This is a genomic window from Kribbella sp. NPDC005582 (genome assembly GCF_040605415.1).
GTDB lineage: Bacteria > Actinomycetota > Actinomycetes > Propionibacteriales > Kribbellaceae > Kribbella.
In genome coordinates, this window is sequence record NZ_JBEXCU010000003.1 from 661,446 (window position 1) to 686,108 (window position 24,663).

At 68.3% G+C, this 24,663-nt stretch carries 15 protein-coding genes; 9 read left to right on the forward strand and 6 right to left on the reverse strand.

Going from position 1 to position 24,663, the window contains the following annotated elements; translation table 11 throughout:
• Positions 1–62: 62 nt before the first annotated feature.
• Positions 63–956, reverse strand: coding sequence for a BTAD domain-containing putative transcriptional regulator (locus tag ABZS29_RS20785; protein ID WP_355463903.1), 894 nt, complete (start codon positions 954–956; stop codon positions 63–65).
• Between the two features lie 168 nt (positions 957–1,124).
• Here ABZS29_RS20785 and ABZS29_RS20790 point away from each other — a divergent pair, with 168 nt between their 5' ends.
• Positions 1,125–1,994 (forward strand): hypothetical protein, encoded by an 870-nt coding sequence (locus ABZS29_RS20790; protein WP_355463904.1) that lies wholly within the window; start codon positions 1,125–1,127, stop codon positions 1,992–1,994.
• A 36-nt stretch (positions 1,995–2,030) separates the two neighbouring features.
• On the opposite strand, the gene ABZS29_RS20795 is transcribed toward ABZS29_RS20790, so the two are convergent.
• The 4 genes from ABZS29_RS20795 to ABZS29_RS20810 all read right to left on the reverse strand — a co-directional run bounded on the left by ABZS29_RS20795 (position 2,031) and on the right by ABZS29_RS20810 (position 5,791).
• A complete protein-coding gene (locus tag ABZS29_RS20795) occupies positions 2,031–2,858 on the reverse strand; it encodes an alpha/beta fold hydrolase (RefSeq protein WP_355463905.1) in 828 nt (275 codons plus the stop codon).
• A gap of 43 nt (positions 2,859–2,901) precedes the next feature.
• Positions 2,902–3,408: an SRPBCC family protein gene (locus tag ABZS29_RS20800; protein WP_355463906.1), complete on the reverse strand. Its 507-nt coding sequence runs from the start codon at positions 3,406–3,408 to the stop codon at positions 2,902–2,904.
• A 1-nt stretch (position 3,409) separates the two neighbouring features.
• Entirely contained in the window at positions 3,410–3,745 is a 336-nt protein-coding gene (locus ABZS29_RS20805) for a metalloregulator ArsR/SmtB family transcription factor (protein WP_355463907.1), read from the reverse strand.
• Between the two features lie 303 nt (positions 3,746–4,048).
• The gene (locus tag ABZS29_RS20810; RefSeq protein WP_355463908.1) at positions 4,049–5,791 is read right to left on the reverse strand and encodes a DUF222 domain-containing protein; all 1,743 of its coding nucleotides are present in this window, start codon (positions 5,789–5,791) and stop codon (positions 4,049–4,051) included.
• A gap of 320 nt (positions 5,792–6,111) precedes the next feature.
• Here ABZS29_RS20810 and ABZS29_RS20815 point away from each other — a divergent pair, with 320 nt between their 5' ends.
• Positions 6,112–10,173: a carboxyl transferase domain-containing protein gene (locus tag ABZS29_RS20815; protein ID WP_355463909.1), complete on the forward strand. Its 4,062-nt coding sequence runs from the start codon at positions 6,112–6,114 to the stop codon at positions 10,171–10,173.
• Positions 10,174–10,189: 16 nt separating this feature from the next.
• On the opposite strand, the gene ABZS29_RS20820 is transcribed toward ABZS29_RS20815, so the two are convergent.
• Positions 10,190–10,999, reverse strand: a complete 810-nt coding sequence (locus tag ABZS29_RS20820) for a BTAD domain-containing putative transcriptional regulator (RefSeq protein ID WP_355463910.1) — start codon at positions 10,997–10,999, stop codon at positions 10,190–10,192.
• A 188-nt stretch (positions 11,000–11,187) separates the two neighbouring features.
• Here ABZS29_RS20820 and ABZS29_RS20825 point away from each other — a divergent pair, with 188 nt between their 5' ends.
• From ABZS29_RS20825 to ABZS29_RS20855, 7 genes are read left to right on the forward strand one after another with little or no spacing between them, the layout of a single operon-like run.
• On the forward strand, positions 11,188–12,999 hold the full coding sequence (locus tag ABZS29_RS20825) for a tryptophan 7-halogenase (RefSeq protein WP_355463911.1): 1,812 nt from the start codon (positions 11,188–11,190) through the stop codon (positions 12,997–12,999).
• Positions 12,992–14,674, forward strand: a complete 1,683-nt coding sequence (locus ABZS29_RS20830) for an FAD-dependent oxidoreductase (RefSeq protein ID WP_355463912.1) — start codon at positions 12,992–12,994, stop codon at positions 14,672–14,674. Before ABZS29_RS20825 ends, ABZS29_RS20830 begins: the two co-directional genes overlap by 8 nt.
• Positions 14,671–16,383: a tryptophan 7-halogenase gene (locus ABZS29_RS20835; RefSeq protein WP_355463913.1), complete on the forward strand. Its 1,713-nt coding sequence runs from the start codon at positions 14,671–14,673 to the stop codon at positions 16,381–16,383. Before ABZS29_RS20830 ends, ABZS29_RS20835 begins: the two co-directional genes overlap by 4 nt.
• Complete coding sequence (locus tag ABZS29_RS20840; protein ID WP_355463914.1) at positions 16,380–17,264, forward strand: alpha/beta fold hydrolase; 885 nt, start codon at positions 16,380–16,382, stop codon at positions 17,262–17,264. The genes ABZS29_RS20835 and ABZS29_RS20840 overlap by 4 nt, the downstream gene beginning before the upstream one ends.
• Positions 17,257–22,791: a type I polyketide synthase gene (locus tag ABZS29_RS20845; protein WP_355463915.1), complete on the forward strand. Its 5,535-nt coding sequence runs from the start codon at positions 17,257–17,259 to the stop codon at positions 22,789–22,791. Before ABZS29_RS20840 ends, ABZS29_RS20845 begins: the two co-directional genes overlap by 8 nt.
• On the forward strand, positions 22,775–23,728 hold the full coding sequence (locus ABZS29_RS20850; RefSeq protein WP_355463916.1) for a DUF1702 family protein: 954 nt from the start codon (positions 22,775–22,777) through the stop codon (positions 23,726–23,728). The genes ABZS29_RS20845 and ABZS29_RS20850 overlap by 17 nt, the downstream gene beginning before the upstream one ends.
• A complete protein-coding gene (locus tag ABZS29_RS20855; RefSeq protein ID WP_355463917.1) occupies positions 23,725–24,654 on the forward strand; it encodes a DUF1702 family protein in 930 nt (309 codons plus the stop codon). The genes ABZS29_RS20850 and ABZS29_RS20855 overlap by 4 nt, the downstream gene beginning before the upstream one ends.
• The last annotated feature ends 9 nt before the right edge of the window (positions 24,655–24,663 follow it).

A 24,663-nucleotide genomic window follows, 5' to 3' on the forward strand; every position in this document is an offset into this window, starting at 1 on the left:
CAGCATGCCATGGGACGCCGCCCGAGTCTGACCCGAGCGGCGCTACGGCTGGATTGGGGCGGTCAGCTGGCGCGGCTCGACGTGGTGGCCAGTGCCCGTTGGGCCTCGCTGCGTGGCGGGTGCGTGAGGTCTTGGCGGACACGGGTGTTCAGTGTCAGAAGATCGTGGCTGGGTGCGATGCCCAGGTCGTGCGTGAGGTCGTCGAGGAAGGTACTGATCCGGTGCCGCGCGTGGGCGACGCGGCCGTGCGCCAGATCGGCCTCGACGATGGTGATGACGGCCAGCTCGTTGTACGGGTCGTCGATCAGCATCTGATGGGCGTACTCGAGCGACTCGTCGATCTGGCCACGTTCACCGTGAATCTGGACGAGCCGGAGCAACGCCTCACGGTGCAGCGCCTGATAGCGACGCCGGTACGGCGCGAGCCACTGCTCGTCGGTGTTGTCGTCCTCGAGGAGCCGTCTGTTCATATGGCCGACGACCTGGCCGTAATAGAAGCAAGCCCGTTGAGCGTCGCCCCGGCTGTCGCTCATCCGGCCCTGATCGAAGAGGCGGTCGACCTCGGCGGTGTCGGTCCACCACTGGTCGTCGGCCTCGAAACGGTAGAAGTTGTTGCTGCTCCGCCGGATGTACGACGACTCCTCGCCGGGACGGAGGTCCGGCTCGAGCATCCGGCGCAGGCAGTGCATCGCGACGTGGAAACTGCTCGTGGCCTTGTCCGGCGCGGCAGCCGGGAACGCCAGGTCGATCAGTTCGTCGATCGACCGCGGCTGACCCGGATTGAGCAGGAACCACTTCAGCAACAGTTGAGCCTTCTCACGGCGCTGGCTGCGCTGACCCAGCGCCTCCCCGCCCCGGAACACCCGGAACGGGCCGAACAAGTACGCGCGGTACACCGCCTTGTGCTCGCGCTCCCTGGGATGAACCCAGCCCAGCGGTTCGAGGAGCGTTCCCACCCTAGAGTTAACACTATTCACTCTTGTTCCCCTCCGTAACCCCAGTCTATAGGTGTACGGCTTGTTAACCCTGTTTAGGGTGAATCTTGTTCACTGTAGTTGTCAAGCGTTACTGTTGGTCTCGTGGGCTGCGCCTCCCTGTCGCAGCCGCCTGGCCGGAGGTTGGCAATGACACAGCGTGAATCCAGGGGAGAGGGGCCTGACCGACCCGTTCTCACCCGCCGGGAACGGCAACGGCTCGCGACCTTCGACGAGATCGTCGAGATCGGCCGGTCGATGTTGCGCGACGGCCGGGAGGTGACGCTGCGGGCCCTGGCGACCGAGATGGGCCTGACGCCGCCGGCGCTCTACCGCTACGTCAAGAACCCGGCAGCCCTCAACGAACTGCTGTCCGACGCGATCTTTGCCGACGTCGTCCGCGAGATGGTCGAAGCCGGCGAGGTCTACGGCGACGAGGACCCCGCCGCCCAGATCGTGGCGGCCGCGACGGCGTTCCGGGACTGGGCGCTCGACAACAAGTCAGAGTTCCAGCTCGTCTTCGTCACCAACTCACTGTCCGGCGAGCGGACCATCCGGGCCGACGCGGAGAGCGCCACACACCCGCTCTCGCGCGGAGTCAGCGGTACCGGCAACACCCACGGCGTCGAACTGTTCGCCGACCACTTCGGCGGCGCCCTGGCGAGGCTGTCGAAGCAGCGCCCCTTCCCGGTTCCCGCGCCCGAAGACCTCGATCCGGACTTCATCGCCGTACACAGCCACGCCTCCGGCGCCCAGTCCGAGCTGGCCTCCCTGCTCGGCAAGAACGCCCTGGGCATGGTCTGGCTGTTCGAGTTCGCCTGGGCGCAGTTGTTCGCGATCGTGACGCTGGAGGTCTACGGCCACATCCGCCCGCAGCTGATCAAGTCCGGCGTCCTGTTCCGCGCCCAGATGCGCGAGATCGGCAGCCGCGTCGGCATGGCCGACGACTGGGACCGCCTGATCGGCGTCAGCCAAGCAGTCGCCGAGCGCCGCGCACGCCAGCGAGCCGGCATCGAATAGCCGATCGGCGGTTTCTGCGAATCGGCACGGGTTGGTTCACCCTGGGAGGACCCAGGGACTTGGCTTGGCGTTGAAGAAGCGGGTGATGACCGGGACGACAGCCTCCGGGTCGGCGACGTGTGCCTGGTTGGAAATGATCGCGCGCTCGGCCCCGGGGATGGCGGCCGTGACCGCGTCCGCAGCCGTGTCGAAGAATCCGGTGCCCAGCCCGGCCATCGTGTCGTCGGTGGTGCCGCCGGTGGCCACCAGTACCGGCTGCGTGATGGTCGACAGCCGCTCGGTCGGCGGGGTGCCGTCGCCGAGACAGACCGCGTCGTAGGCCAGGGTGTGCGCGACGGTGATCGAACCGGCCCACATCGGCGAGTTGTGCGCCTGCGCGACGGCCTCCTCAGGCGCGCCGGCCAACCGCATGAACAACCGCATGGCGTCGTCCCGGCGGTCGTCGGCCAGCAGCGACTGCACCTTCTCGGTGTACTCGAGGTGCCGCTGCTTGGCACCCTCGGACACGTCGTAGGGCACCTCGTAGGCGGCGACCTTGGCGATCGGCAGGCCTGCAGCCGCGGCCTCCAGAGCCAGCGCCGCGCCCGAGGATACGCCGTAGAGGTACGCCGTGCCGCCGGCTTCGTCGATCAGGGCCGCGATGTCCTCGAACTCGCGTTCCAGGGCGTAGGGCGTTGTGTCTGTGCTGTCGCCGCGGCCCCGACGGTCGTAGTTGTACACAGTGAAATGCTCGGCCAGCACCGGAGCCAGCGGGGCATTCTCCGACCGGTCGACGATGCCGCCGCCCACCAGGATCACTGCCGGACCTTCCCCGAACCGGTCATACGCGATCGACGTGCCGTCTTTCGACGTAACCCGATGCATCCCATCCTCCTTATCGCATGGCAGGCCTGCAGCGGTGTCTGGTTCAGCTCATCAGGGAGATGGCGAGTTCCTCGAGCAGGTTCAGCTGCTCTTGCATGCCGATCTCCATACCGGACTGCATGATCGTGTCGCGCAGTTGCTTGGTACCGCACTGCATCAGCAGGGTGAGCGTGGTGCGCCCGTTGTGTTCGCTGAATGTGGCGGTGGTGACCGGCGCGCCGGCGTCGGACGCGGGGGCGTCCGGCGTTTCGAACACTTCGGTGTTGACGATCCGTTCGTTGGGCACGATCTCCAGGAACTCGCCGTGGAAGGCGATCTCGCCGTGGCCGGCGGTCATCACATACCGCCACCTGCCGCCGACCCGCAGGTCGATCTCGACACTGCGCATGGTGCCGCGCTGACCGCTCCAGAACTGTGCGACCAGCTCCGGCGTGGTCCACGCCCGGTACACCAGATGCTTGGGCGCGTTGAACTCCCGGGTGATCAGGATCTGATCGTCCGCCGGCAGGCTCACTACCGCGGTCCCCTTGCTGCTTGTGGTGCTGGCCATCTCACATCTCCTCGTCTTTGAGTTCTTCCAGTACGGCGTCCAACCGCTCGAACCGCTCCGACCAGGTGCGTTCGTATCGCGTGACCCAGTCATGGATCGGTTTCAGCGCATGCCCGTTGAGCCGGTACAGCCGCTGCCGCCCGTCATCGCGCACCTCCACCACCCCCACCTCGCGCAGAACCCGCAAATGCTTGGACACCTGCGGCTGGGCCAGCCCCAGTGCACGCACCAAGTCGTTGACCGGCCGTTCCCCCTCGATGAGGACATCGAGGATCTGCCGACGCCTCGGTTCGGCCACCGCGTTGAACGCGTCCGTTGTCGTTGCCGCTCGTGCCACACCAGGATCGTATACCCATATGGGAATGTGTCAAGGCTGGAGCGTGCGTTGTTCCCCTACAGCCTGGTGACTGGCCAAGCTGCGACCGGCACGCGCAGACGAGTTCGGGCATCCGTGCAGCCGACTCCGGAAGTCGGCGCGAACATCCCACCGGAGCACAAGCTCCCGATCTCGGATGTCCGTCACAACAGGTCGCTCGCACTGCCTGGGCCGCCGCAGTGGCTGCGGCTACGCAGACTGGCCCAAGCCCCCTGCCGGCCGGATGGTTGGCTGGTGCGGTGGGGTTGGTGCAGTGAACGGGTACTACGGTCCGGCTGCTGAGGTGAGGTCGGCGCCCCAGGGGTCAGAGTGGTTGGGGACCAGTGCGGTCAGCCGGGTTCGGAGGGCTTCGCGGGTAGCGGCCAGTGTCGGGTTGGGGATGGTGCTGGCTGCGGGGAGGCGCGTCGACTGTTCGTGAGTTGGGTTGCTGCCGACACCCGCCCAGCCGGCCCCCGACCTGCCCGCCGACCTCGATACCGCGCTGCCCTCACTGGCGCTGGCACTGGCACTGGCGGTGGCGATGGCACTGGGCGTGGCGCTGGGCGTGGCGCTGGCGCTGCAGTTGCGGGCGGCGGTGGTGCTGTTGCTGGTGCTGCCGGTGCGGCTGACAGCGGTGTTGTGGGCAGGGGTGTCCCATGCGACAAGGCTGGCCAAAGCGGCGGGGGTGGTGCGCGGTGGGTCTGCCCAGGTGGGGCGGGTGACGTGGACGATGCCGTCGGTGATGGTGATGGTCCATTGGCCGGTGTGGGCGGCGCGGTGGTGGAGGGCGCAGAGGAGGGCGAGGTTGTTCAGGCTGGTGGGTCCTCCGTCGGCCCAGTGGGTGAGGTGGTGGGCGTGGCACATCCAGGGTGGTGCGTTGCAGACGACGCAGCCTTTGTCTCGTTTGTTGAGGGCTCGGCGGAGGTAGCGGTTGACGAAGCGTTGTTCGGTGCCGATGTCGAGGGGTTGGGAGTCGCCGCCGAGCACGATCGGCAGGACGGCTGCGTCGCAGGCCATTAGGCGCACCGCCGAGGCGGACAGGTTGCCGCCGAACACCAACTCACCCACCGCACCAGAACCAAGACCAGCGCCTGCGCGTGGGTCAGCATCGAGACCAGCACCGTGGTGAGCGCCACCGGCGCGCGGGTCAGCGCCAAGACCAGGGCCAGGGCCAGGAGCAGGGTGCGGGCCAGTGCCGGGACCAGGGCCCGGGTTCCCGGTGGCGGGTAGGCCGGTGGCGGCGTCGAGGGCGGTTTTGAGGTCGTTGAAGTCGATGGTGACCGTCAGGTGCGGGACGCCGGGGTGGTCGGGGTTGCCGGCAGCGGCGTCGAGGATCGTCCTGAGTGCGTCGGCTTGGCGCTTGTCGCGGGGACGGGGATCCAGCTCGCCGTCGATGGTTTTGTGGGGCTTGGAGAGCTTGTGGATCTGGGTCTCGAGCAGTTCGGCGCTGTCGCCGGCCAGGAACCCGGTGAACTTCACGCCGCCGTCGGTTCGGCGCAGTCGGAGGGATTCTTTGGCGCGGGCTTCGTCTTCGGCGGGTTCGGGGCCGTCGGTGTCCAGCGTGGCGAGGACTTTGTGGGCGAAGCGGGTGAGCTCGCGGGGGTTGGCGACGCGGGAGGCTTCGACCATTTGTTCTTCGGCGACGGTCAGCACCTCGACCGGGACGCTCGCGGGGGCTTTCTCCAAGGCTGTGACGATGACCTTGGCCTGCTCGGGAGACAGGACCGCCGGGCGGGAAGGGTCGGCGGGGTCGGGCAGGGCGGCGGTGATGGCGGGGTACTTGTGCAGGCACCCTGCGAAGGTGAGGTCTTTACGGACCTCGGCCGGGTCGAGGCGGTAGCGCAACGAGACCAGCTCGACAGTGTCGCGGGCACCGAGTTCTTGGGCGGTGCCCATTTCGTCGAGCCGGCCGATGAGCTGGAGTTCGTAGGTTTTGAGCAGTGCCTGGGCGGCCTTGAGGGTGTCGAGAGTCGACAGCAGTTCGCTGCCGCTCTGCGACCACACCGGGGGCATCGCCACGATCTCCATACCCAATAGCCTAGACACGGCCACCGACAGTTTCCGAGCCAGGAAGCCCTTATCTGCAAAGGACTTGTGGGCAATTCCGTGGGCTGATTGCACACTCAACTTGCCGACACTCGCGCGTCACCCGGGCCACCGTGTGGTCGACTCGCTGATCAATGCTGCCGACGTTGTTGAGTCCCGGGGCGATCGGCTGCGCGCCGCAGGCCTGGTCGTTCCTATCAGCGGTTGTCTGCGGCTGCCCGGGCCCACTTACGGCGGTGATAGGCGGGCGGTAAGTCGCCGGGCGGATGGTTGGACGGGACAGTCCGTCGTGAGGAGGCCACGTGCTCAGGTGCCTCGTGATCGTGGGGCGGGGAGCACCCGCCCTGCAGGCGATCCATGCCGTCCGCGATCTGGCAGCAGACGTGCGCCTCGCGGTGCTGCATCTCAGCGAGGACCGGTCTACACGGTTTGTCCGCGATGCTGACGTCGCGGTTGAGTTGGGCAGCGTCAAGAACCACCTGTACGGCGATGCTTCCGTTCTGGAGCGAGTGTTGACGGAGTTGGGCGCGGATGCGGTCTGGACCGGCGGCTGGCCCGAGGCGCACGACAGTGTGCGGCAGGTGTGCCGAACTCTCGACCTCCCGCTGCTCGGTGCTATCCGCGGGCCCGACTGCTGGGTCGGGCCTGGCACGGAAGTTGCCGGTGGCATCGATCGTCTGGTGGCGGACCTCAGGAGCGCTTTGAACCTGCAGGCGGCAGTCCCAACCGCAACAGCGCCGTTCGCGGCCGCGGCGCAGTTGCGGATGGTTGATCTCGACAACGGTTCGGAAGCCGGCCGTCGGATCCGGTTGCTGGAGTTGCCTGCCGGTACGGGGATTCAGGTGGACGCCGGTGTGTCCCAAGGCGATGTCATCTGTGCTGTGGGCAGCCCGGTACTGGCGCGGATTACGGCGTACGGGGTGACCGAGCGGGAGGCGGTGACTCGCTTGGAGCGCGCGCTGATGGCTACGACTGTGATTGTGGACGGGGCAACGGCCAGCAAAGGCGAGCTGCTGGCGGAGCTCACCGGCCGACGTCCGGAGCCGGCCGGTCGGGTCGCCCTGATCGTCGCGGCGGTTGAGGCGTATACCCGTGCGCTCGCGGACGATGTCATGACGTTCGTGGATACGGCGGCGCGCGGGCTGCCCGCGCTTGGGCCGGATGACGGACGGACCTTTCATCTCGGGCTGGACGGGATGACGTACCGGGCGAAGGTGCTTCAGCGTGGTGACGAGATCTACCAATTGAGCCTGCGCAGCGAAGCCGGTGCTACGGCTGAGCTGGAGGTCTGCGTCGAGAAGGTGGACGAGGACCGGCGGCGGCTCACTATCGACGGCCCGGCGATGACCGTCATCACGTCGGGGCATGCCGGCTTCGAGCTTGTGGAGGTCGGTGGTCGTTCGCACCGGATCGAGCATCGGGACGGGTCGATCCTGCGCTCGCCGATCCCGGCGATCGTGGTTCAGCAGTCCGTTGCTGAGGGCAAGCGTGCTGTCGCCGGTACGCCGCTCGCCGTGCTCGAGTCGATGAAGCTCGAGTCGGTGGTTCGGGCGCCGTTCGACTGTGAGGTGGGGGAGTGGCTGGTGCGGCCGGGCGCGCAGGTCGCGTACGGCGCTCCGTTGGTGCGGGTCGGGTCGGTGCTGCTGGAGGCTCGGCAGCCGACGACTGACGATGTGCTGCGTGGAGAGTTGCGTCCGAGTCGGCGGCTCGACCGGTACGGCGAGATGCTGGCGCTGATCCTCGGGTTCGATGCTGATGAGGCGATTGCGAGAGCCGAGCTCGCGGCGTACCGGATGACGTCGGGTGGGGCGCCTTGTTCCGGCGAGGTGGAGCTGCTGACCGCGTACGTCGATCTGGACGATCTGTTTCGGCGTGAGGCCGCGGAGTGTGGACGGGCGCCGTACGACTTGTTTCAGCGCTACCTGCGAGCCCGCAGTCTGGATGACGGGCTTCGGCGCCGGCTGAAGCGCGCGTCGGCGTGGTACCAGCTGCCGCCGGACGATGCGCTGCTGCGGATCTGCAGGGCGCAGCGTCGGCATGATTCGACGGCGCAGGAGGTGGTAGTGGCGGTGTTGCAGCGATGGCTCCGCGAGCGACCGTCGACTGCGAGCGACGCGCAGGCAGTCCTGGAACGGCTGTCCGAGCGAGGCCGGTCGCGGGAGCTGCGCGATCTCGCACTAGCAGTGCGCCACCTCTGGTGCGAGCGGCCAGCGCGCGAACCAGACGTTGTTCGGCTGACGGACACGGCGCGGCTGAGCTTGTTTCAGATCAAGCGCGTGCCGTCCGATGTTCTGCTGTACGAATGCCAGGCGGTCGCCAATCCGTCGGATCGCCGGCTCGTCGCGATCGGCGAGGCTACCGATCCGCGCGCCGTCGTCCGAGTTGTCACCGAGTGCATGGCCGCGGTCCGGGTCGCCCGGGCCTCAGCACAAGCCCGGCCTGGCCGGGTCCACCTGTGGATCCACGGCGTCGACCACAATCCGGTCCCGGTTGAGGAGTTGGCTGCGCTTATTGACGATCCAGACTTGGAGGAGCTCGTCCTGTACGGGCGGCCGGGCCGGCGGCTGACCCTCGATCCGCTGAGTCGGGAGCCGGTGGTGTCTGAGCCGCCGGCTCCGGACCAGCGGCTGCAGCCGTTCACCGCCGACGAGCTGAAGGTTCTCCAGGCGAGTGCGCGTGGTTATCCCAGTCCGCGCCACCTTGGATCCTTCCTAGCGAAAGCAGGCGGCTCGTACGTGGAGCTCGAGCTTGATGGGGAAGGGCGCCTCGGGCCTGTCGAGAACGGCTCTCCGCGTCGCGGTGCGGGGATCGTCGTCGGGATGGTCACGACGGTCACCGCGGCCTACCCCGAGGGGATGCGGCGGGTGTTGCTGTGTGGGGATCCGACGCGGGCGCTCGGAGCGGTGGCCGAGCCGGAGTGCCGTCGGATCATTGCGGCGATCGACTTGGCCGAACAGCTGCGGATTCCGGTGGAGTGGTTTGCGTTGTCGTCCGGGGCGCGGATCTCGATGGACTCCGGCACCGAGAACATGGACTGGGTCGCTGCCGCCTTGCGTCGGATCATCGAGTTCACGCAGGCCGGTGGCGAGATCAACGTCGTGGCCGCGGGGATCAACGTTGGCGCGCAGCCGTACTGGAACGCCGAGGCGACGATGCTGATGCACACCAAAGGCGTGCTGATCATGACGCCGGCGAGTGCGATGGTGCTGACCGGCAAGCGGTCGCTCGACTTCTCCGGGGCGGTGTCGGCGGACAACGAGCTCGGCATCGGCGGGTACGAGCGCGTCATGGGTCCGAACGGCCAAGGTCAGTACTGGGCCCCGGATCTGGCCGCCGCGGCGCGTCTGCTGATGCGGCACTACGAGCACACGTACGTCGCTCCTGGCGAGAACACTCCGCGACGGCTACCCACGGCCGACCCGGTAGACCGCGAGATCAGCGACTACCCGCATGTCGTGGACGGATGCGACTTCCGGACGGTCGGCGAGATCTTCTCCGTCGACCACAATCCTGAGCGCAAGAAGGCTTTCGACATCCGGACCGTCATGCGAGCGGTGATCGACCAGGACCGCCCGCCGCTCGAGCGGTGGGCCGACATGGCCGACGCGCAGAACGCGGTCGTCTTCGACGCGCGCCTGGGCGGGCATGCGGTGTGCTTGCTCGGCGTCGAGTCGCGGCCGACTCGTCGCCACGGCGTCGCGCCGGCGGACGGTCCGCCGATGTACAGCGCGGCGACGTTGTTCCCGCAGGCGTCGAAGAAGCTCGCCCGCGCCATCAACTCCGCGTCCGGCAACCGTCCGCTGGTGGTGCTCGCCAATCTGGCCGGCTTCGACGGTTCACCGGAGTCGCTGCGCAATCTGCAGCTCGAGTACGGCGCTGAGATCGGCCGCGCGGTCGTGAACTTCCAGGGGCCGATCGTGTTCTGCGTGGTCGGCCGGTACCACGGTGGTGCGTTCGTGGTGTTCTCCAAACGGCTGAACCCGGACCTCACCGTACTCGCGGTTGCCGGGGCGCGGGCATCCGTGATCGGCGGCGCTCCGGCGGCCAATGTGGTGCTGTCCGGCGAAGCCAGACGGCGGGCCCGAACCGATGGCCGGGTCGCGGCGCTGGAGGCGGATCTGCAGTCGATCAGCGGGCCTGAGCGGTTGCGGATCGGGTTGGACCTCGCGGATGTCCGGGACGCCGTGCAGGCGCAGAAGCTGGAGGAGCTGGCGCACGAGTTCGACCGGGTCCACGATGTCGATCGCGCGGTGGCAGTGGGGTCCGTCGACGCGGTGATCCCGCCGCACGAGCTCCGGCCCGCCGTCATCGCGGCTGTCGAAGGAGCTTTGGCCCGCTTCGCCGGATGGCGACGCGGTGGTTGAGACGGGCCGGTCCCGCTCAGCCGGATGAGGACAACCGCCGGCGCAGCGCCACGACGCGGGGGCTCGGCGCGGTACCGAGGTCGTCGTTGAGCGTGCGCACGAAGCGGTCGAGCTCCGACATCGCGGTCGACAGGTTGCCCTGAGCCAGGTGCACCTCGGCGAGCGCCATGACCGCGCACTCGGAGTACGGATCGCGGTCCAGGATGCGCTGCGCGAACGCCAGCACCTCGTAGCGGCGGCCGAGATCGCCGTACAGCTTGAGGAGGGCGTGGAGCGCTTCGTCGTGCTTGCGCTCGTGCAGGTCGCGGAACTGCGCGAAGGCGTCCTCGTACAGCTCCTCGGGGAGGAAACCGCGCTGGTAGTGGTCGACGAGCTGCAGCAGGGTCGCGATCGCGGCGTCGTGGTCGTCGCGCTCGGCGCTGGCCTGGACCGATCGCCACAGCCACTCGACCTCGCCGACGTCGGTCCACCAGTCGCGCTCGTCGAACCAGTAGCGCCCGCCGTCGTCGCTGCGGACGAACCGGGACGGACTTCGGCTGGGTGAATCCGGGTCGAGGACGCGACGCAAATAGTGCAGCGTCACGTGCAGATTCTTGGTGTTCGACTTTCCGTTTCCGTTCGGCCACAGAACGTCACACAGTTCGGCGGCGGAGAACGGCTGACCGGGATTGAGCAGAAACCATTTCAAAAGGGTTCGGGCGCTTTTCCGGGTCCACGCCTGATCGGCGATCTCGGTGCTGCCACGCACGACGCGGAAAGGGCCGAAAAGCCAAGCCCGGAAGGGCTCCTGCGGCACGAACGTTTGATTCTCGGACCGGGCACTCACCGTGGCCTCCTTATGACAAGGGGTGACGAAGTATTCGCGCCCGGTCGAACGAGTTACTCCCGGCGACGAGCCTACTACGGTCCCGGGGTCATTTTCGTGGCCTTCCTCCGAATACCTTCCAAATCAGGTAAGTCATGCGTAATCACCGGTCGTCAGCCTGTTACCAGGATGACGACAAGGGGGATGCGATGACGCAACAGACCCGAGTCCGGATTGCCGATCTGCCGGCCGCGAAACGGGCCCAGCTCCTCGAGGCGCTGAAGGCCAGGCCCGCCGCCGAGAGCGCCGGCCCGAACCACTACGACGTGGTGATCATGGGCGGCGGCGTGGCCGGCCTGACGCTGGCGCTCCAGTTGCGCAGGGAGCGTCCGGCGGCCCGCCTGCTCGTGGTGGAGCGGCTGGAGCATCCGGTGCCCGAGACCACGCACAAGGTGGGTGAGTCGACGGTCGAGATCGCCGCGCACTACCTCCGGGACGTCCTCGGGCTGGGTGAACACCTGGAGACCCGGCAGATCCGCAAGTTCGGCCTCCGGATGTTCTTCTCGAACCACGACAACACCGACATCACCAAGCGCGTGGAGCTCGGCAGTTCGGTCTTCCCGCCGCACGCGACGTACCAGCTCGACCGCGGCCGGCTGGAGAACGAGCTCGGCCGCCGCTGTGCGGACGAGGGCGTCGAGCTGGTCACCGGAAGCAGAGTCCAGCAGGTCGATCTCGACGGTGAGCGGACGCATCACCACCTGCGGGTGGCGACCGGTGACAGCGAGCGGGACGTCACGGCGAGCTGGGTGGTCGATGCGACCGGCCGCAACCACCTGCTGCAGCGCAAGCTCGGTCTGCAGAAGGAGGTCGGGCACGCGGCGAACGCGGCCTGGTTCCGGGTCGCGCACCCGATCGACGTCAGTACCTGGACCGACGACGCGGACTGGCAGCAGCGGGTCGAGGGCAAGCGTGAGCTGTCGACCAACCACCTGATGGGTCCGGGGTACTGGGTCTGGCTGATCCGGCTGGCCTCTGGGTCGATCAGCATCGGCATCGTCGCCGACGCGAAGCGGCACAGCTTCGACGGCTTCAACACCTTGGATCGCGCGCTCAGCTGGCTGGCCGAGCACGAACCGCAGTGTCACGCAGAGATCAAGCAGCACCTCGACAAGGTGCAGGACTTCCGCGTCATGAAGGACTACTCGTACAGCTGCGACAAGGTGTTCGACGGCAACGCCCGGTGGTGCCTGACCGGCGAGTCGGGGATCTTCCTCGACCCGTTGTACTCGCCCGGACTGGACCTGATCGCGATCGGCAACAGTCTGGTCGCCGACCTGGTCGGACGGTCGCTGGACGGCGAGGACGTCACCGCCGCGGCCGCGATTCACGACTCGCTGTTCCGGCGGGTGACCGAGATCTGGCTGGCGATCTACGAGAACCAGTACGCCCTGATGGGCAACGCCCGGGTGATGAGCTCGAAGGTGATCTGGGACACCGCCTTCTACTGGGGTGTGTTCGGGCTGCTGTTCTTCCAGGACCAGTTCCGCCAGGTCGCGACCAGTCCGTCGGTCGCGAACGACCTGGCCCGGCTCACCGAGGTCAGCAACCGGGTCCAGGCCTTCTTCCGGGAGTGGGCCGGGATCGACGACCGCGAGCTCGAACCGCGGTTCGTGGACCTGTACTCCCCGCTGAACTTCATGGTGAAGCTGCACGCCGGGATGGCCGACGAGCTGTCCACCGCGCAGTTCGCCGAGCGGTTCGCCGCCAACACCCGGCTGTTCGAGCAGCTGGCCGGCCAGCTGATCAGCTCCGTCATCGACACCCATGGCGACCGCTACGCCGACGACCACGTGGTCGCCCAGATCCAGGCCTGGCAACGCGATCCGCTGATCGGCGAGCTGGTCGCCGTGTACCGCCGCGAACGGCACCGCAACCCGACCAGCGAGGGCTGGCTGGTGCTCGGCGCCGGCGGCGTGAACAACCCTGACCCGAAGATCGAAGAGGTGACCTATGCCTGACATCGCCGGCCACTACGACGTCGCCATCCTCGGTGGCGGGATCACCGGCCTGACGCTGGCACTGCAGCTCAAGCGGACCGATCCCGGCCTCGAGGTCACCGTGATCGAGCGCAAGCAGCATCCCGTTCCCGAGGCCGCGCACAAGGTCGGTGAGTCCAGCGTCGAGGTGCAGGCGCACTACCTGCGCGACGTCCTCGGACTCGAGGAGCACCTGACCCACGACCAGCTGCACAAGTTCGGTCTGCGGATGTTCTTCAGTCATGGCGACAACACCGACATCGCGCGCCGGGTCGAGTACGGGCAGGTCGAGGCCGCTCCGCTGCCGTCGTACCAGCTGGACCGCGGGCGGCTGGAGAACCACCTCGGCGAGCTGATCGCCGAGCACGGGGTGACCTTTGCCCACGGCAAGGTTCTCGGCGCCGAGCTCGCCGAGGACGGGTCCGATCACGTCGTCGAGGTCCAGGACGACGACGGCGTACGCCGGATCGCGGCGCGCTGGGTCGTGGACGCGACCGGCCGGGCCGGGCTGCTGAAACGCAAGCTGGACCTGGCGAAACCGGTCGGCCACCGGGCGAACTCGGTCTGGTTCCGGATCGCTCATCCCGTGGACGTTCAGGCCTGGTCGGCCGATGAGGCCTGGCAGGAGCGGGTGTGCGACGGCCAGCGGCGGCTGTCCACGAACCACCTGATGGGTCCCGGCTACTGGGTTTGGCTGATTCCGCTCGCGTCCGGATCGACCAGCGTCGGGATCGTGGCCGAGGACAGCGCGCACTCGTTCCAGGACTTCAACAAGCTCGAACGAGCCCTGGAATGGCTCGATGCCCACGAGCCGCAGGTCGCCGCGGAGGTCCGGCGGAACAGCGACAAGATCCAGGACTTCCGGGTGATGAAGGACTACGCCTACAGCTGCCAGCAGGTGTATTCGGAGAACCGCTGGTGCCTGACCGGCGAGGCGGGAGTCTCGATCGACCCGTTGTACTCCTCGGGCGGCGATCTGATGGCGATCAGCAACGGGCTGATCACCGATCTGGTCGTCCGGGATCGCCGCGGTGAGGAGATCGAGGACATCGCTGCCGCGCACAACCAGGTGTATCTCGTGCTGAGCGACATCTGGCTGGTCGCGTACGAGAACCAGTACCCGCTGATGGGCAACCCGAAGGTGATGGTCGCCAAGGTCATCTGGGACACGATCATCTACTGGGCGGTCCCCGGACTGCTGTTCTTCCACGACAAGCTCCGCCGGCTCGGCGAGAGCCCGCGCGCGTTCGGGAACCTGCAGCGGACCTGGGAGCTGCACACCAGGGTTCAGCAGTTCCTGCGCGAGTGGCATGCCGTCGACTGTGAGCCGGCCTCGGATACCTTCGCCGACCCGTACAGCCTGCTGGACTGGATCGTCGACCTGCACAACGGGATGGCGGCCGGCCTGCCCGACGAGGAGCTCGAGGACCAGTTCACAAAGAACGTGATCCTGCTCGAACAGCTCGCCGGTCAGCTGGTCACGACGGTCATCGACCAACTCTCGGCGCGCGGTGTCGCGCAGGAGCAGATCGAGAAGTGGCGCAGCGACGAGTTGCTCCAGGAGGTCGTCGAGCGGTTCCGGGAGTACGACCCGATCAACCCGATCGACAGCGCCTGGATCACGCTGGGCAGCGAGCCCGCGGCGGTGGCGTCGTGACGGCCCTGCCAACCGAGGTCGACATCGCGATCCTCGGCGGAGGCGTGGCCGGACTGACCCTGGCACTGCAGCTGCATCGGCAACGGCCGGGCACGCGGATCGCCGTACTGGAGCGACAGCAGCACCCGGTACCGGAGACGACGCACAAGGTGGGGGAGTCCACCGTCGAGATCGCCGGGTACTACCTGCGCCAGGTGCTGGGGTTGCAGGAGCACCTGAAGACCGAGCAGCTGGACAAGTTCGGGCTCCGGGTCTTCTTCTCGCACGAGGGCAACGACGACATCACCCGCCGGGTCGAGCTCGGCCACTCCGTGCGGCCGCCCGGTGCGGTCGGCACCTACCAGCTCGACCGCGGCCGGCTGGAGAACGCGCTCGGCCGGATGCTCGTGGCGGACGGCGTTCAGTTCCTGTCCGGGGTCAAGGTCGAGGCGGTGGACCTCGAGCCGGAGTCCGAGCACCACCGGGTGACGGTTCGCGACGCCGACAACGTGACCGGCGAGATCCAGGCGAAGTGGGTCGTGGACGGCACCGGGCGGAGTGCGCTGCTGAAGCGCAAGCTCGGCCTGGCGAAGAAGGTCGGGCACCGGGCGAACGCGGTCTGGTTCCGGATCGCGCACCCGATCGACATCGACCGGTGGTCCGACGACCCGGAGTGGCGCGGCCGGGTTGTCGAAGGTCGCCGCGAGCTGTCGACCAATCACCTGATGGGGCCCGGCTACTGGGTCTGGCTGATCCGGCTCGGCTCCGGCGGAATCAGCATCGGCATCGTCACCGACGCCGAGGCGCACGCCTTCGGCGAGATGAACACGTTCGACCGTGCGATGGAGTGGCTGACGGAGCACGAGCCGCAGTGCGCCCGGATGATCGAGGAGCACCGCGACAAGCTGCAGGACTTCCGGATCATGCGGGACTACGCCTACAGCAGCGAACAGGTGTTCTCCGGTGACCGCTGGTGCCTCGCGGGCGAGGCCGGCGTCTTCCTGGACCCGTTCTACTCGCCCGGCCTGGACCTGATTGCCATCAGCAACGGTCTGATCGTGGACCTGGTCGGCCGGGCGCTCGACGGCGAGGACGTCGAGGAGCTGGCCGCGATCCACAACACGGTGTTCTTCCTGCTCACCGACGGCTGGCTGACCATCTACGAGAACCAGTACCCGCTGATGGGCAACGCGCGGGTGATGACGTGCAAGGTGGTCTGGGACACGGCCGTCTACTGGGCTGTCCCTGGTTTGCTCTACTTCCAGGACAAGTGGCGGGTGCTGGCAGATCGGCCCGGGCTGCTGGAGGGGCTGGCCCGGTTCGGCACCACCAGCAAGGAAGTCCAGCGCTTCTTCCGTGAGTGGGGTGCGGTCGACGAGCAGTCGCCGGACCAGGCGCCGTTCACGCGCTTCTACGACTTCGACTTCATGCCCCGGCTGCACATCGGCATGACCGCCGATCTGGGTGAGACCGATCTGCAGGAGCGGTTCGACGCGAATGTCCGGTTCATCGATCAGCTGTCCGGTCAGCTGATCGCGACCGTACTCGCGGAGTTCGAAGCCGACGCCGGCAACGCTGCGAAGCAGGAACAGGCGAAGCGCTGGCGCGCGGACGAGCTGCTGATGTCCCTGGTCCAGGTCTACACCGAGGAACAACCGGCGAACCCGGTCGACGACCACTGGATCACCCTCAGGCCGACCGTCGACACCAGTATCGGAGACGGTAGATGACCGCCAACACGACAATCCCCGAGAGCACCCAGCTGCAGGAGCGGATCACCCGCCTGACTGCCGACAAGCGCGCACAGCTCCTCACCCGGCTGCGGGCCGAACCTGCCCGTCCGGAGTCGCCATGGCTCGTCCGGTTCTCGCGCAGCGACGCAGCGACGGTTCGGCTGTTCTGCTTCTCGTACGCCGGGAGCGGCGCCTCGATCTTTCGCGGCTGGACCGATGGGCTGCCGGCCGATGTCGACGTGTGGGCGGCACAGCTGCCTGGCCGCGAGACGCGCGTGGGAGAGCAGCCGGTACGCCGGATGACTCCGGTCATCGACGCACTCGAAGCCGCGATCCGGCCGCAGCTGGACCTGCCGTACGTCTTCTTCGGACACAGCATGGGCGCGCTGGTCGCGTTCGAGCTCGCCCGGCGGTTGCGGGCGGCCGGCCTACCGGAGCCTGCGCACCTGTTCCTGGCGGCGTTCCGGGCACCGCAGCTGGCCAACCCGAACATCAAGATCTACCACCTGCCGGACGAGGTGCTGAAGACCGTCCTGCTCAAGGAGGGGACACCGCAACAGGTTCTCGAGAACGACGAGCTGATGCGGGCGTTGCTGCCCACCCTGCGCGCCGACTTCGAGCTCTGCGACACCTACCAGTACGCCGCCGAGCCGCCACTGCGGATGCCGGTGTCTGTCTTCGGCGGTCACCAGGACGTGCGGGTCGGCCGCAGCGATCTGGAGCCGTGGCGCGACCAGGCCGCCGGTCCGTTCCGGCTCGCGATGATCCCCGGCTCGCACTTCTTCCTGCACAGCGCCCAGGACCTGCTGCTCACCGAACTCGTCAGCGACCTCGGGGCCGCGTCGCTCATCACAGAAGGGACAGAGGTTCATGACTGACCGATCCCGCGAACCGGTCGCGATCGTAGGCATCGGCTGCCATTTTCCCGGCGGCGCGACCAGCCCGGGTGCCTTCTGGGACCTGCTGTGCAACGAGGTCGACGCGACCCGGGACCTGCCGGCCGACCGGTGGGAGACCGGCAAGTTCTACGACCCGGCCGGCGGCAAGCTCGGCAAGATGAGCACGTTCCACGGCGGATTCCTCGACCGCATCGACGAGTTCGACGCCCAGTTCTTCGGCATCTCACCACGGGAAGCCATCTGGCTCGATCCGCAGCAGCGCTTGCTGTTGCAGGTCGCCTGGGAGGCCATGGAGGACGGCGGCCAGGTCCCGGACCAGCTGGCCGGAACCGACGTCGGCGTCTTCATGGGCGGCTTCACCCTCGACTACCAGCTGCTCCAGAACTACGGCGTCTACAGCCGTTACGAGCTTCAGACCCACTCGGCCACCGGCATGATGATGACGATGCTGGCCAACCGGCTGTCGTACTCGTTCGACTTCCGGGGCCCGAGCCTCGCCGTGGACACCGCCTGCTCCGGTTCGCTGGTCGCCGTCCACCTGGCGGCGCAGGCGATCGCGAACGGCGAGTGCTCGATGGCACTGGCCGGCGGGGTGAACGTCATGATCGCGCCGAACATGACGATCGCCGAGTCCAAGGGCGGATTCCTCGCGCCCGACGGGCGCTCGAAGGCGTTCAGTGCCTCCGCGAACGGCTACGCCCGGGGCGAGGGCGCCGGTGTGGTGGTCCTCAAGCCGCTGAGCGACGCGCAGCGCGACGGCGACCCGATCTACGCGCTGATCCGCGGAAGCGCGGTCTCGCAAGACGGGCACACCAACGGCATCACCGTCCCGAACGGCGATGCGCAAGCCGCCGCCATGCGCGCGGCGTACCTGCGCGCTGGTGTCGCACCGCGCGAAGTCCAGTACGTCGAAGCCCACGGAACCGGGACGCCCGTCGGCGACCCGATCGAGGCAGGCGCGATCGGACGCGTGCTCAGTGAGGGCCGGGCCGACACCGACCGCGTCGTCATCGGATCGGTCAAGACGAACATCGGCCACCTCGAGGCCGCCGCCGGTGTGGCCGGGCTGATCAAGACCGCCCTCTCCCTGAAGCACGGCCAGATCCCTGGCCAGCTGCACTTCGACGATCCCAACCCGGCGATCGACTTCGACCGGCTCGGGGTCCGGGTGCAGACCGGGCTCGGCGACTGGCCGGCCGTGTCGGGGCCTCGGTTGGCGGGCGTGAACTCGTTCGGGTTCGGCGGTACCAACGCTCACGTTGTTCTCGAAGGACCGCCTGAGCAGGAGCACCCGGTACGGCGCCCGCACGACCGGCGGTACGTCGTACCACTGTCGGCTCGATCGCCCGAGGCACTCACCGCCGCAGCCGCTTCGACGGCCGAGCATCTGTCCGAGAACGCCTTGCACCTGGTGGATGTCGGGTACACGACCGGCCTCCGACGCAGTCATCACGAGCACCGGCTCGCCGTCGTCGCATCGACGCCGGCCGACGTCACGAAGTATCTGCGTGACTTCAGTGCGGGTCGTGCCACCAAGGCGGTCACCTCCGGTCGGGCGCCGGCCGGCGGCCGGCCCAAGCTCGCGTTCGTCTTCTCCGGCATGGGCCCGCAGTGGTGGGCGATGGCGCGGCAGCTGCTGACCACGGAACCGGTCTTCCGGGCGGCGGTCGAGCGGTGCGACGAAGAGCTGCGCAAGTACACCGGCTGGTCGTTGCTCGAGGAGATGCTCGCCACTGAGGACGCGTCGCAGATGGCGGAGACCAGGATCGCGCAGACGGCGAACTTCGCCGTCCAGGTCGGCCTGGCCGAACTGTGGCGCACCTGGGGCATCGAGCCCGACGGCATCGTCGGTCACAGCACCGGCGAGGTCGCGGCGCAGTACCTGTCCGGGGTCCTGTCGTTCGAGGACGCCGTGAAGGTGAACTACTACCGCAGCAGCCTGCAGCAGCGCGCGACCGGCACCGGCCGGATGCTCGCGGTCGGGCTCACTCCGGAGACGCTCGACAAGGCCGTCGCGGACGCGGGCCCACTGGTATCGGTTGCCGCGGTCAACAGTCCGTCCGCGGTCACGCTGTCCGGCGACGCCGCCATCTTGGAGAGCATGGCCGCGCAACTGGAGACCTTCGGTGTCTTCCACAAGTTCTTGACCGTGAAGGTGCCGTACCACAGCCACTGCATGGATCCGCTGCGCGACGATCTGCTGGCCGGGCTCGCCGACCTGAAGGGTGAGTCGGCCACCGTTCCGCTGTACTCGACGGTGACCGGGACCCGGATCGACGGCGCCGGGGTGAACGGACACTACTGGTGGCAGAACGTCCGGGCGACGGTGCTTTTCGCCTCTGCCTTCCGGGAGATGCTTGCCGACGGCTACACCCACTTCGTCGAGGTCGGTCCGCACCCGGTGCTGGCCGGTTCGATGCGGGAGCTCGCCGCCGAGCAGCAGGCCGACGTACTGGTGGTGCCGTCACTACGCCGCGACGAGGCCGACGACGCGGTCCTGCTCGGATCGCTCGGCTCGCTCTACGCGCACGGGCAGGTTGTGCGGTGGGAGGCCTTCTACGGCGACGGCCGGCATGTCCAGCTGCCGACGTACCCGTGGCAGAAGAAGCGGTACTGGAACGAGTCGGTCGAAGCGCGCGAGGACCGTCACTACACGCAGGTCCACCCGCTGCTCGGTCAGCGGATCAGCGGCAGCCAGCCGGCCTGGGAACGTGAGCTCGGCGTCGGCGTCCTGCCGTATCTCGCCGATCACCGGATCCAGGGCACCACGCTCGTCCCGGGCGCCGCGATGATCGAGATGGCGATGGCGGCCGCCCACGAGGTGTACGGCGACGACTGCTACACGGTTGAGGACCTCGAGTTCCGCAAGGCCGTCGTACTGCCGGAGACGGCTGACCCGAGGTTGCGGACGACTCTGCACCAGGAGTCGGGGCGGGTCGAGATCGCCGGCTACACGGCCACGCCCGCGGGCGATCGGACCTGGACGATCCACGCCACCGCCCAGCTCGGGCGGCGGACGACCGGGCCTGCTCGGCGGGATCTGGAGGCCGCCCGGGCGAGCTGCGAGCAGAGTGTGTCCCGCGACGACTTCTACGATCGATCTCGCCAGATGGGGTTCGAGTACGGGCCGGTGTTTCAGGCGGTGCAGGACATCGTCAGTGGGCCGGGCTCGGCGGTCGGCCGGGTCACCGTTCCGGAGGAGATTCGCGGCGACCTCGCGTCGTACCGGTTCCACCCGGCGTTGATCGACGCGGCGTTCCAGGTCCTGCTGACCGCTGCCACGCCGCAGACCGGCAACGGCTTCGGTACGCCGTACCTTCCGGTCGGCGTGGACAGCATCACGGTCCACGAGTCGCCGCGCGACGAGATGTTCGTCGTCGCCGAGGTGGTGCAGGCCGACGCCCGCGTGGTCGTCAGTGATCTCGCGCTGTGTGCCGCGGACGGGACGGTGCTGGCCGAGATCCGTGGCTTCCGCGCCCAGTCCCTCCAGGCGGCGTCGAACCAGAGCCTCGACCGCATCGACCGGAACCTGCACGAGCTGTTCTGGCGCGAGCAGCCGCTCGACGCCGTCGAGGCCGCGGAGCCGGACGATGCCGCCTGGGTCGTCTTCACCGACTCCTCCGGCGACGCCGTACGGCGCTTGCGCGGCGCAGGCCGGCAGGTGATCAGGGTCGGGCACGGCGATGTGTCGAAGCTGGTCGAGACCGGGCCTGGTGACTACATCGTGAATCCCGCGGATGCCGAGCAGTACAAGGAGCTGTTCCGCAAGCTGGGTCAGGAACTGTCCGTCGGCAAGGTACTCCACCTCTGGAGCCTGGACGCGCCTTCGCAAGCTGACATCTCGGCGGACGAGCTGGAGCGCAGCCAGCTGCTCGGCGCGGTCTCGGTGCTCAACCTCATGCAGGCCCTGGCGTCCGAGCTCAATCATCAACTCGCGCAGGTCTGGCTGGTCACCCGCGAGGCGCAGGCGATCGACGGGGGACCGGTGGCCGTCTCGCGGGCGCCGCTGTGGGGGATCGGCCGGCTCGTCGGCCACCAGGAGTTCCCGAGCCTGTGGGGCGGGCTCGTGGACCTCGGACCGGACGACGACGCCGGGCGAGTGATCGACGAGATCGACGCGGGCACCGGTGAAGACCAAGTTGCCTACCGCAACGACCGGCGATTCGTGGCCCGGCTCGCGCCGAGTACCAACCTGACCCCGCCGTTCCCGGTCCGGCTGCGTCCGCACGGCGCCTACGTGATCACCGGCGGGCTCGGGACGCTCGGACTTCTGGTCGCCCGCTTCCTGGTCGATCGCGGCGCACGGTACCTGGTCCTGATGGCACGGACCGCCGTACCGGCGCGCGACACCTGGCGCGATCTGCCGGCCGACCACCCGCAGCGCGGGCTGATCGATCAGTTGCTGTCGCTCGAGACGAGCGGCGCCACGGTGACATGCGCCGCGGTCGATTCGGCCGACGAGGAACAGCTGCAAGCCTGGTACGACGACCATCGCCGCAACCACAGACCGCCGATCAGCGGCCTCGTGCACACCGCGGGTGTGGTCGAGGACGAGCTGATGGTCCGGATGACGCGCGAGTCGTTCGACCGGGTCATGCGGCCGAAACTGCGCGCCGGGTGGCTGCTGCACCAGCTGCTGGCCGACGTACCGCTGGACTTCTTCGTGCTGTTCGGCTCCACCGGCTCCGTGATCGCGTCGGCGGGCCAGGCGAACTATGCCGCCGCGAACGCGTTCCTCGACGCCTTGGCCGCGCACCGGCGTGCGCAAGGCCTGCCAGGACTGACGATCGGTTGGGGACCGTGGTCGGTCGGCATGGTGGAGAAGCTCGGCCTCGAGCAGATGTACGCGCGGCGAGGCATCGAGCTGATCACGCCGGAGTCGGGCACCCAGATCCTGGCCCGGGTTCTCAGCCAACGGCCGGCGCACTTGGTGGCGATCACGGTCGACTGGCCGGCCGCCCGGGCAGCGTCGGTCGCCGGACAGCTCCCGCCGATGTTCGCCGAGCTCGGAGTCAGCAGTGGTGCGGAACAGCCGTCGGAGTCGGCCGTCGATGCGGACTCGATCCTGGACGGCATCCGCCAAGCCCCTGACGGCGAACGAGCCGGCCTGGTCCGGGACCTGTTGCGCGACATCGCCGCCACCGTGCTGAATCTCGACGCCGCCGAGCTCGGCGACGAGGAGAACCTCAGCACCCTCGGCATCGACTCGATGATGGCCGTCGAGGTGAAGGCCCGGATCGACCTCATGCTCCGCGTCGACATCCCGGTCCTCGATCTCCTCCAGGGCGTCAGCGTCGTCGACCTGGCGGCCCGGATCCTGCCGCGGCTCGATCTCGCGGCGACCCCGGACGAGCAGCCGGACGCCCCCGACGCTACTGCCGCCCCGGCGGCACCGAGCGACGACGAGCTCGAGCAGCTTCTCGCCAACGCCTCACCCGAGGAGCTCGACGCGTTGCTCGCCGAGCTCGAGCGCGAAGAAGGGATGGATCATGAGCCAGCTTCTTAGCCGGTTGCGCCGGGCGGTGATGGGCGTACCGGACCGCGAGGCCACCGGGTTCTGCCGCGGTGACACGCCGAACTGGAACCACCTCAAGACCGTTGTCCGGTCGGCCGTCGGCGGGTACCACGCGGTGCTCGACGGCCATCGGCTGGACGACCTGATCCCGCGGCTGGACCAGACTCCGCTCGAGTTCCGCGGCTACGCCTACGAGGGCGCGGCGATGGGGCTGACCGGGATGGACCTGTTCCTGCCGGGCGCTCGCTTCCAGCGGTACGTCGACGGCCCCGGCAGCCCGCACATCTACATGGTGCACATCGGTGCCGGCGAGGCTCTGGGCCGGTTGAAGCGCAAGCCTGAACCGTTCCTGGCCAAGCTGCCCGATCCGGCGCTGCGCTGGCTGGTGATGGACGGCTACGGCTTCCACGAAGGCTTCTTCAAGCCGGCCAAGTTCGTTCAGGCACAGCGCGTTCCGTCCCACTTGTCGCCGTTCGGACGACGCGTCTTCGACCAGGGCGTCGGGCGCAGTATCTGGTTCGCGTCCGGTGCGGACATCGGTGAGATCGCACGACAGATCGCGGCCTTCCCGGCCCACCGGCATCCCGACCTGTGGCTCGGCGTCGGGGTCGCCTGCGGGTACGTCGGCGGTGTCGACCGGGCCACTGTCGAGGAACTGCGGGAGACCGCGGGCCGGCATCTGCCCCGCGTCGCCGTCGGTACGGCGTTCGTCGCCAAAGGCCGGATCCGCGCCGGCAACCCGATCCCCGGCACAGAGCTCGCCTGCGAGGTGCTGTGCGGCATGACGAGCCGGCAGGCGGCCGCACACGTCGACGAGGCGTTCCGGGAGTTGCCGGACAGTCCCGCGCGCCCGGCGTACGGCGTACTGCAGGAGCGGCTGGAAGCCGTGTTCAGTCCGGCCAAGCAGAGCCTGGGGGAGTCGGCATGAGCGTCGTGGGAACACTGCTGCGACCGGTCTTCGAGGTGACACCGACCGATGTGCCGGTGCTGACCAGCGGCGACGGTCCGACCACCGAGCGGCTGAGCAAGGTCGTGTTCACGGTCACCGAGTGCTGCGAGCTGACGCTGATGACCCGGCGCGCCAAGCTGGTCGCCAAGCTCGACGCCTACCCCGAGGAGCTGCTCGGGTTCGCCTACGAAGGCGCGGGGGTCGCGCTGGCCGCGCTCGACGACCTGTTGCGATGGAAGCAGCGCACTCGAGCATTCGTCGACGGGCCTGCGCGCGACTACATCTTCGCGGTCTACCTCGGCGCCGGCATGGGCCTGGCCCGGTTGCGCCGCAATCCCGAACCGTTCCGCCGCCGGCTCGACGATCCCGTCCTCGGGTGGGCTGTGCTCGACGGGTACGGGTTCCACGAAGCGTTCTTCGCTTACCGCAAGCACGTGCAGGAGCGAGCCACTCCGCGGCACCTGAGCGGCTACGCGCTCCGGGCCTTCGACCACGGGCTCGGGCGTGGTCTCTGGTTCGCGACCGGCGCCGATCCCAAGCGGGTCCACGCCACGATCGACGCCTTCCCGCCGTACCGGCAGGGGGATCTGTGGGCCGGGATCGGGCTGGGCTGCGGGTATACCGGCGGCGTCGACGAGCAGGCGCTCGACACGCTGCGCACGCTGGCCGGCCGGCACCTGCCGCGGCTGGCCGAAGGAGTCGTCGTCGCCGCCCGGGCGCGCCACCAGGTCGGCAACGCGGGCGACACCGTCGAGCTCGCGTCGCGAGTGATCTGCGAACTCAGCAGTGCCGAAGCCGCCGAGATCGCGCGGGGTGCCCTCGACGACCTACCGACCGACGACATCGAGCCTGCCTACGAACTTTGGCGGCAGCGCATCCGCTCCCAGTTCCCGAATCCGTCCTAGGGGATCCGA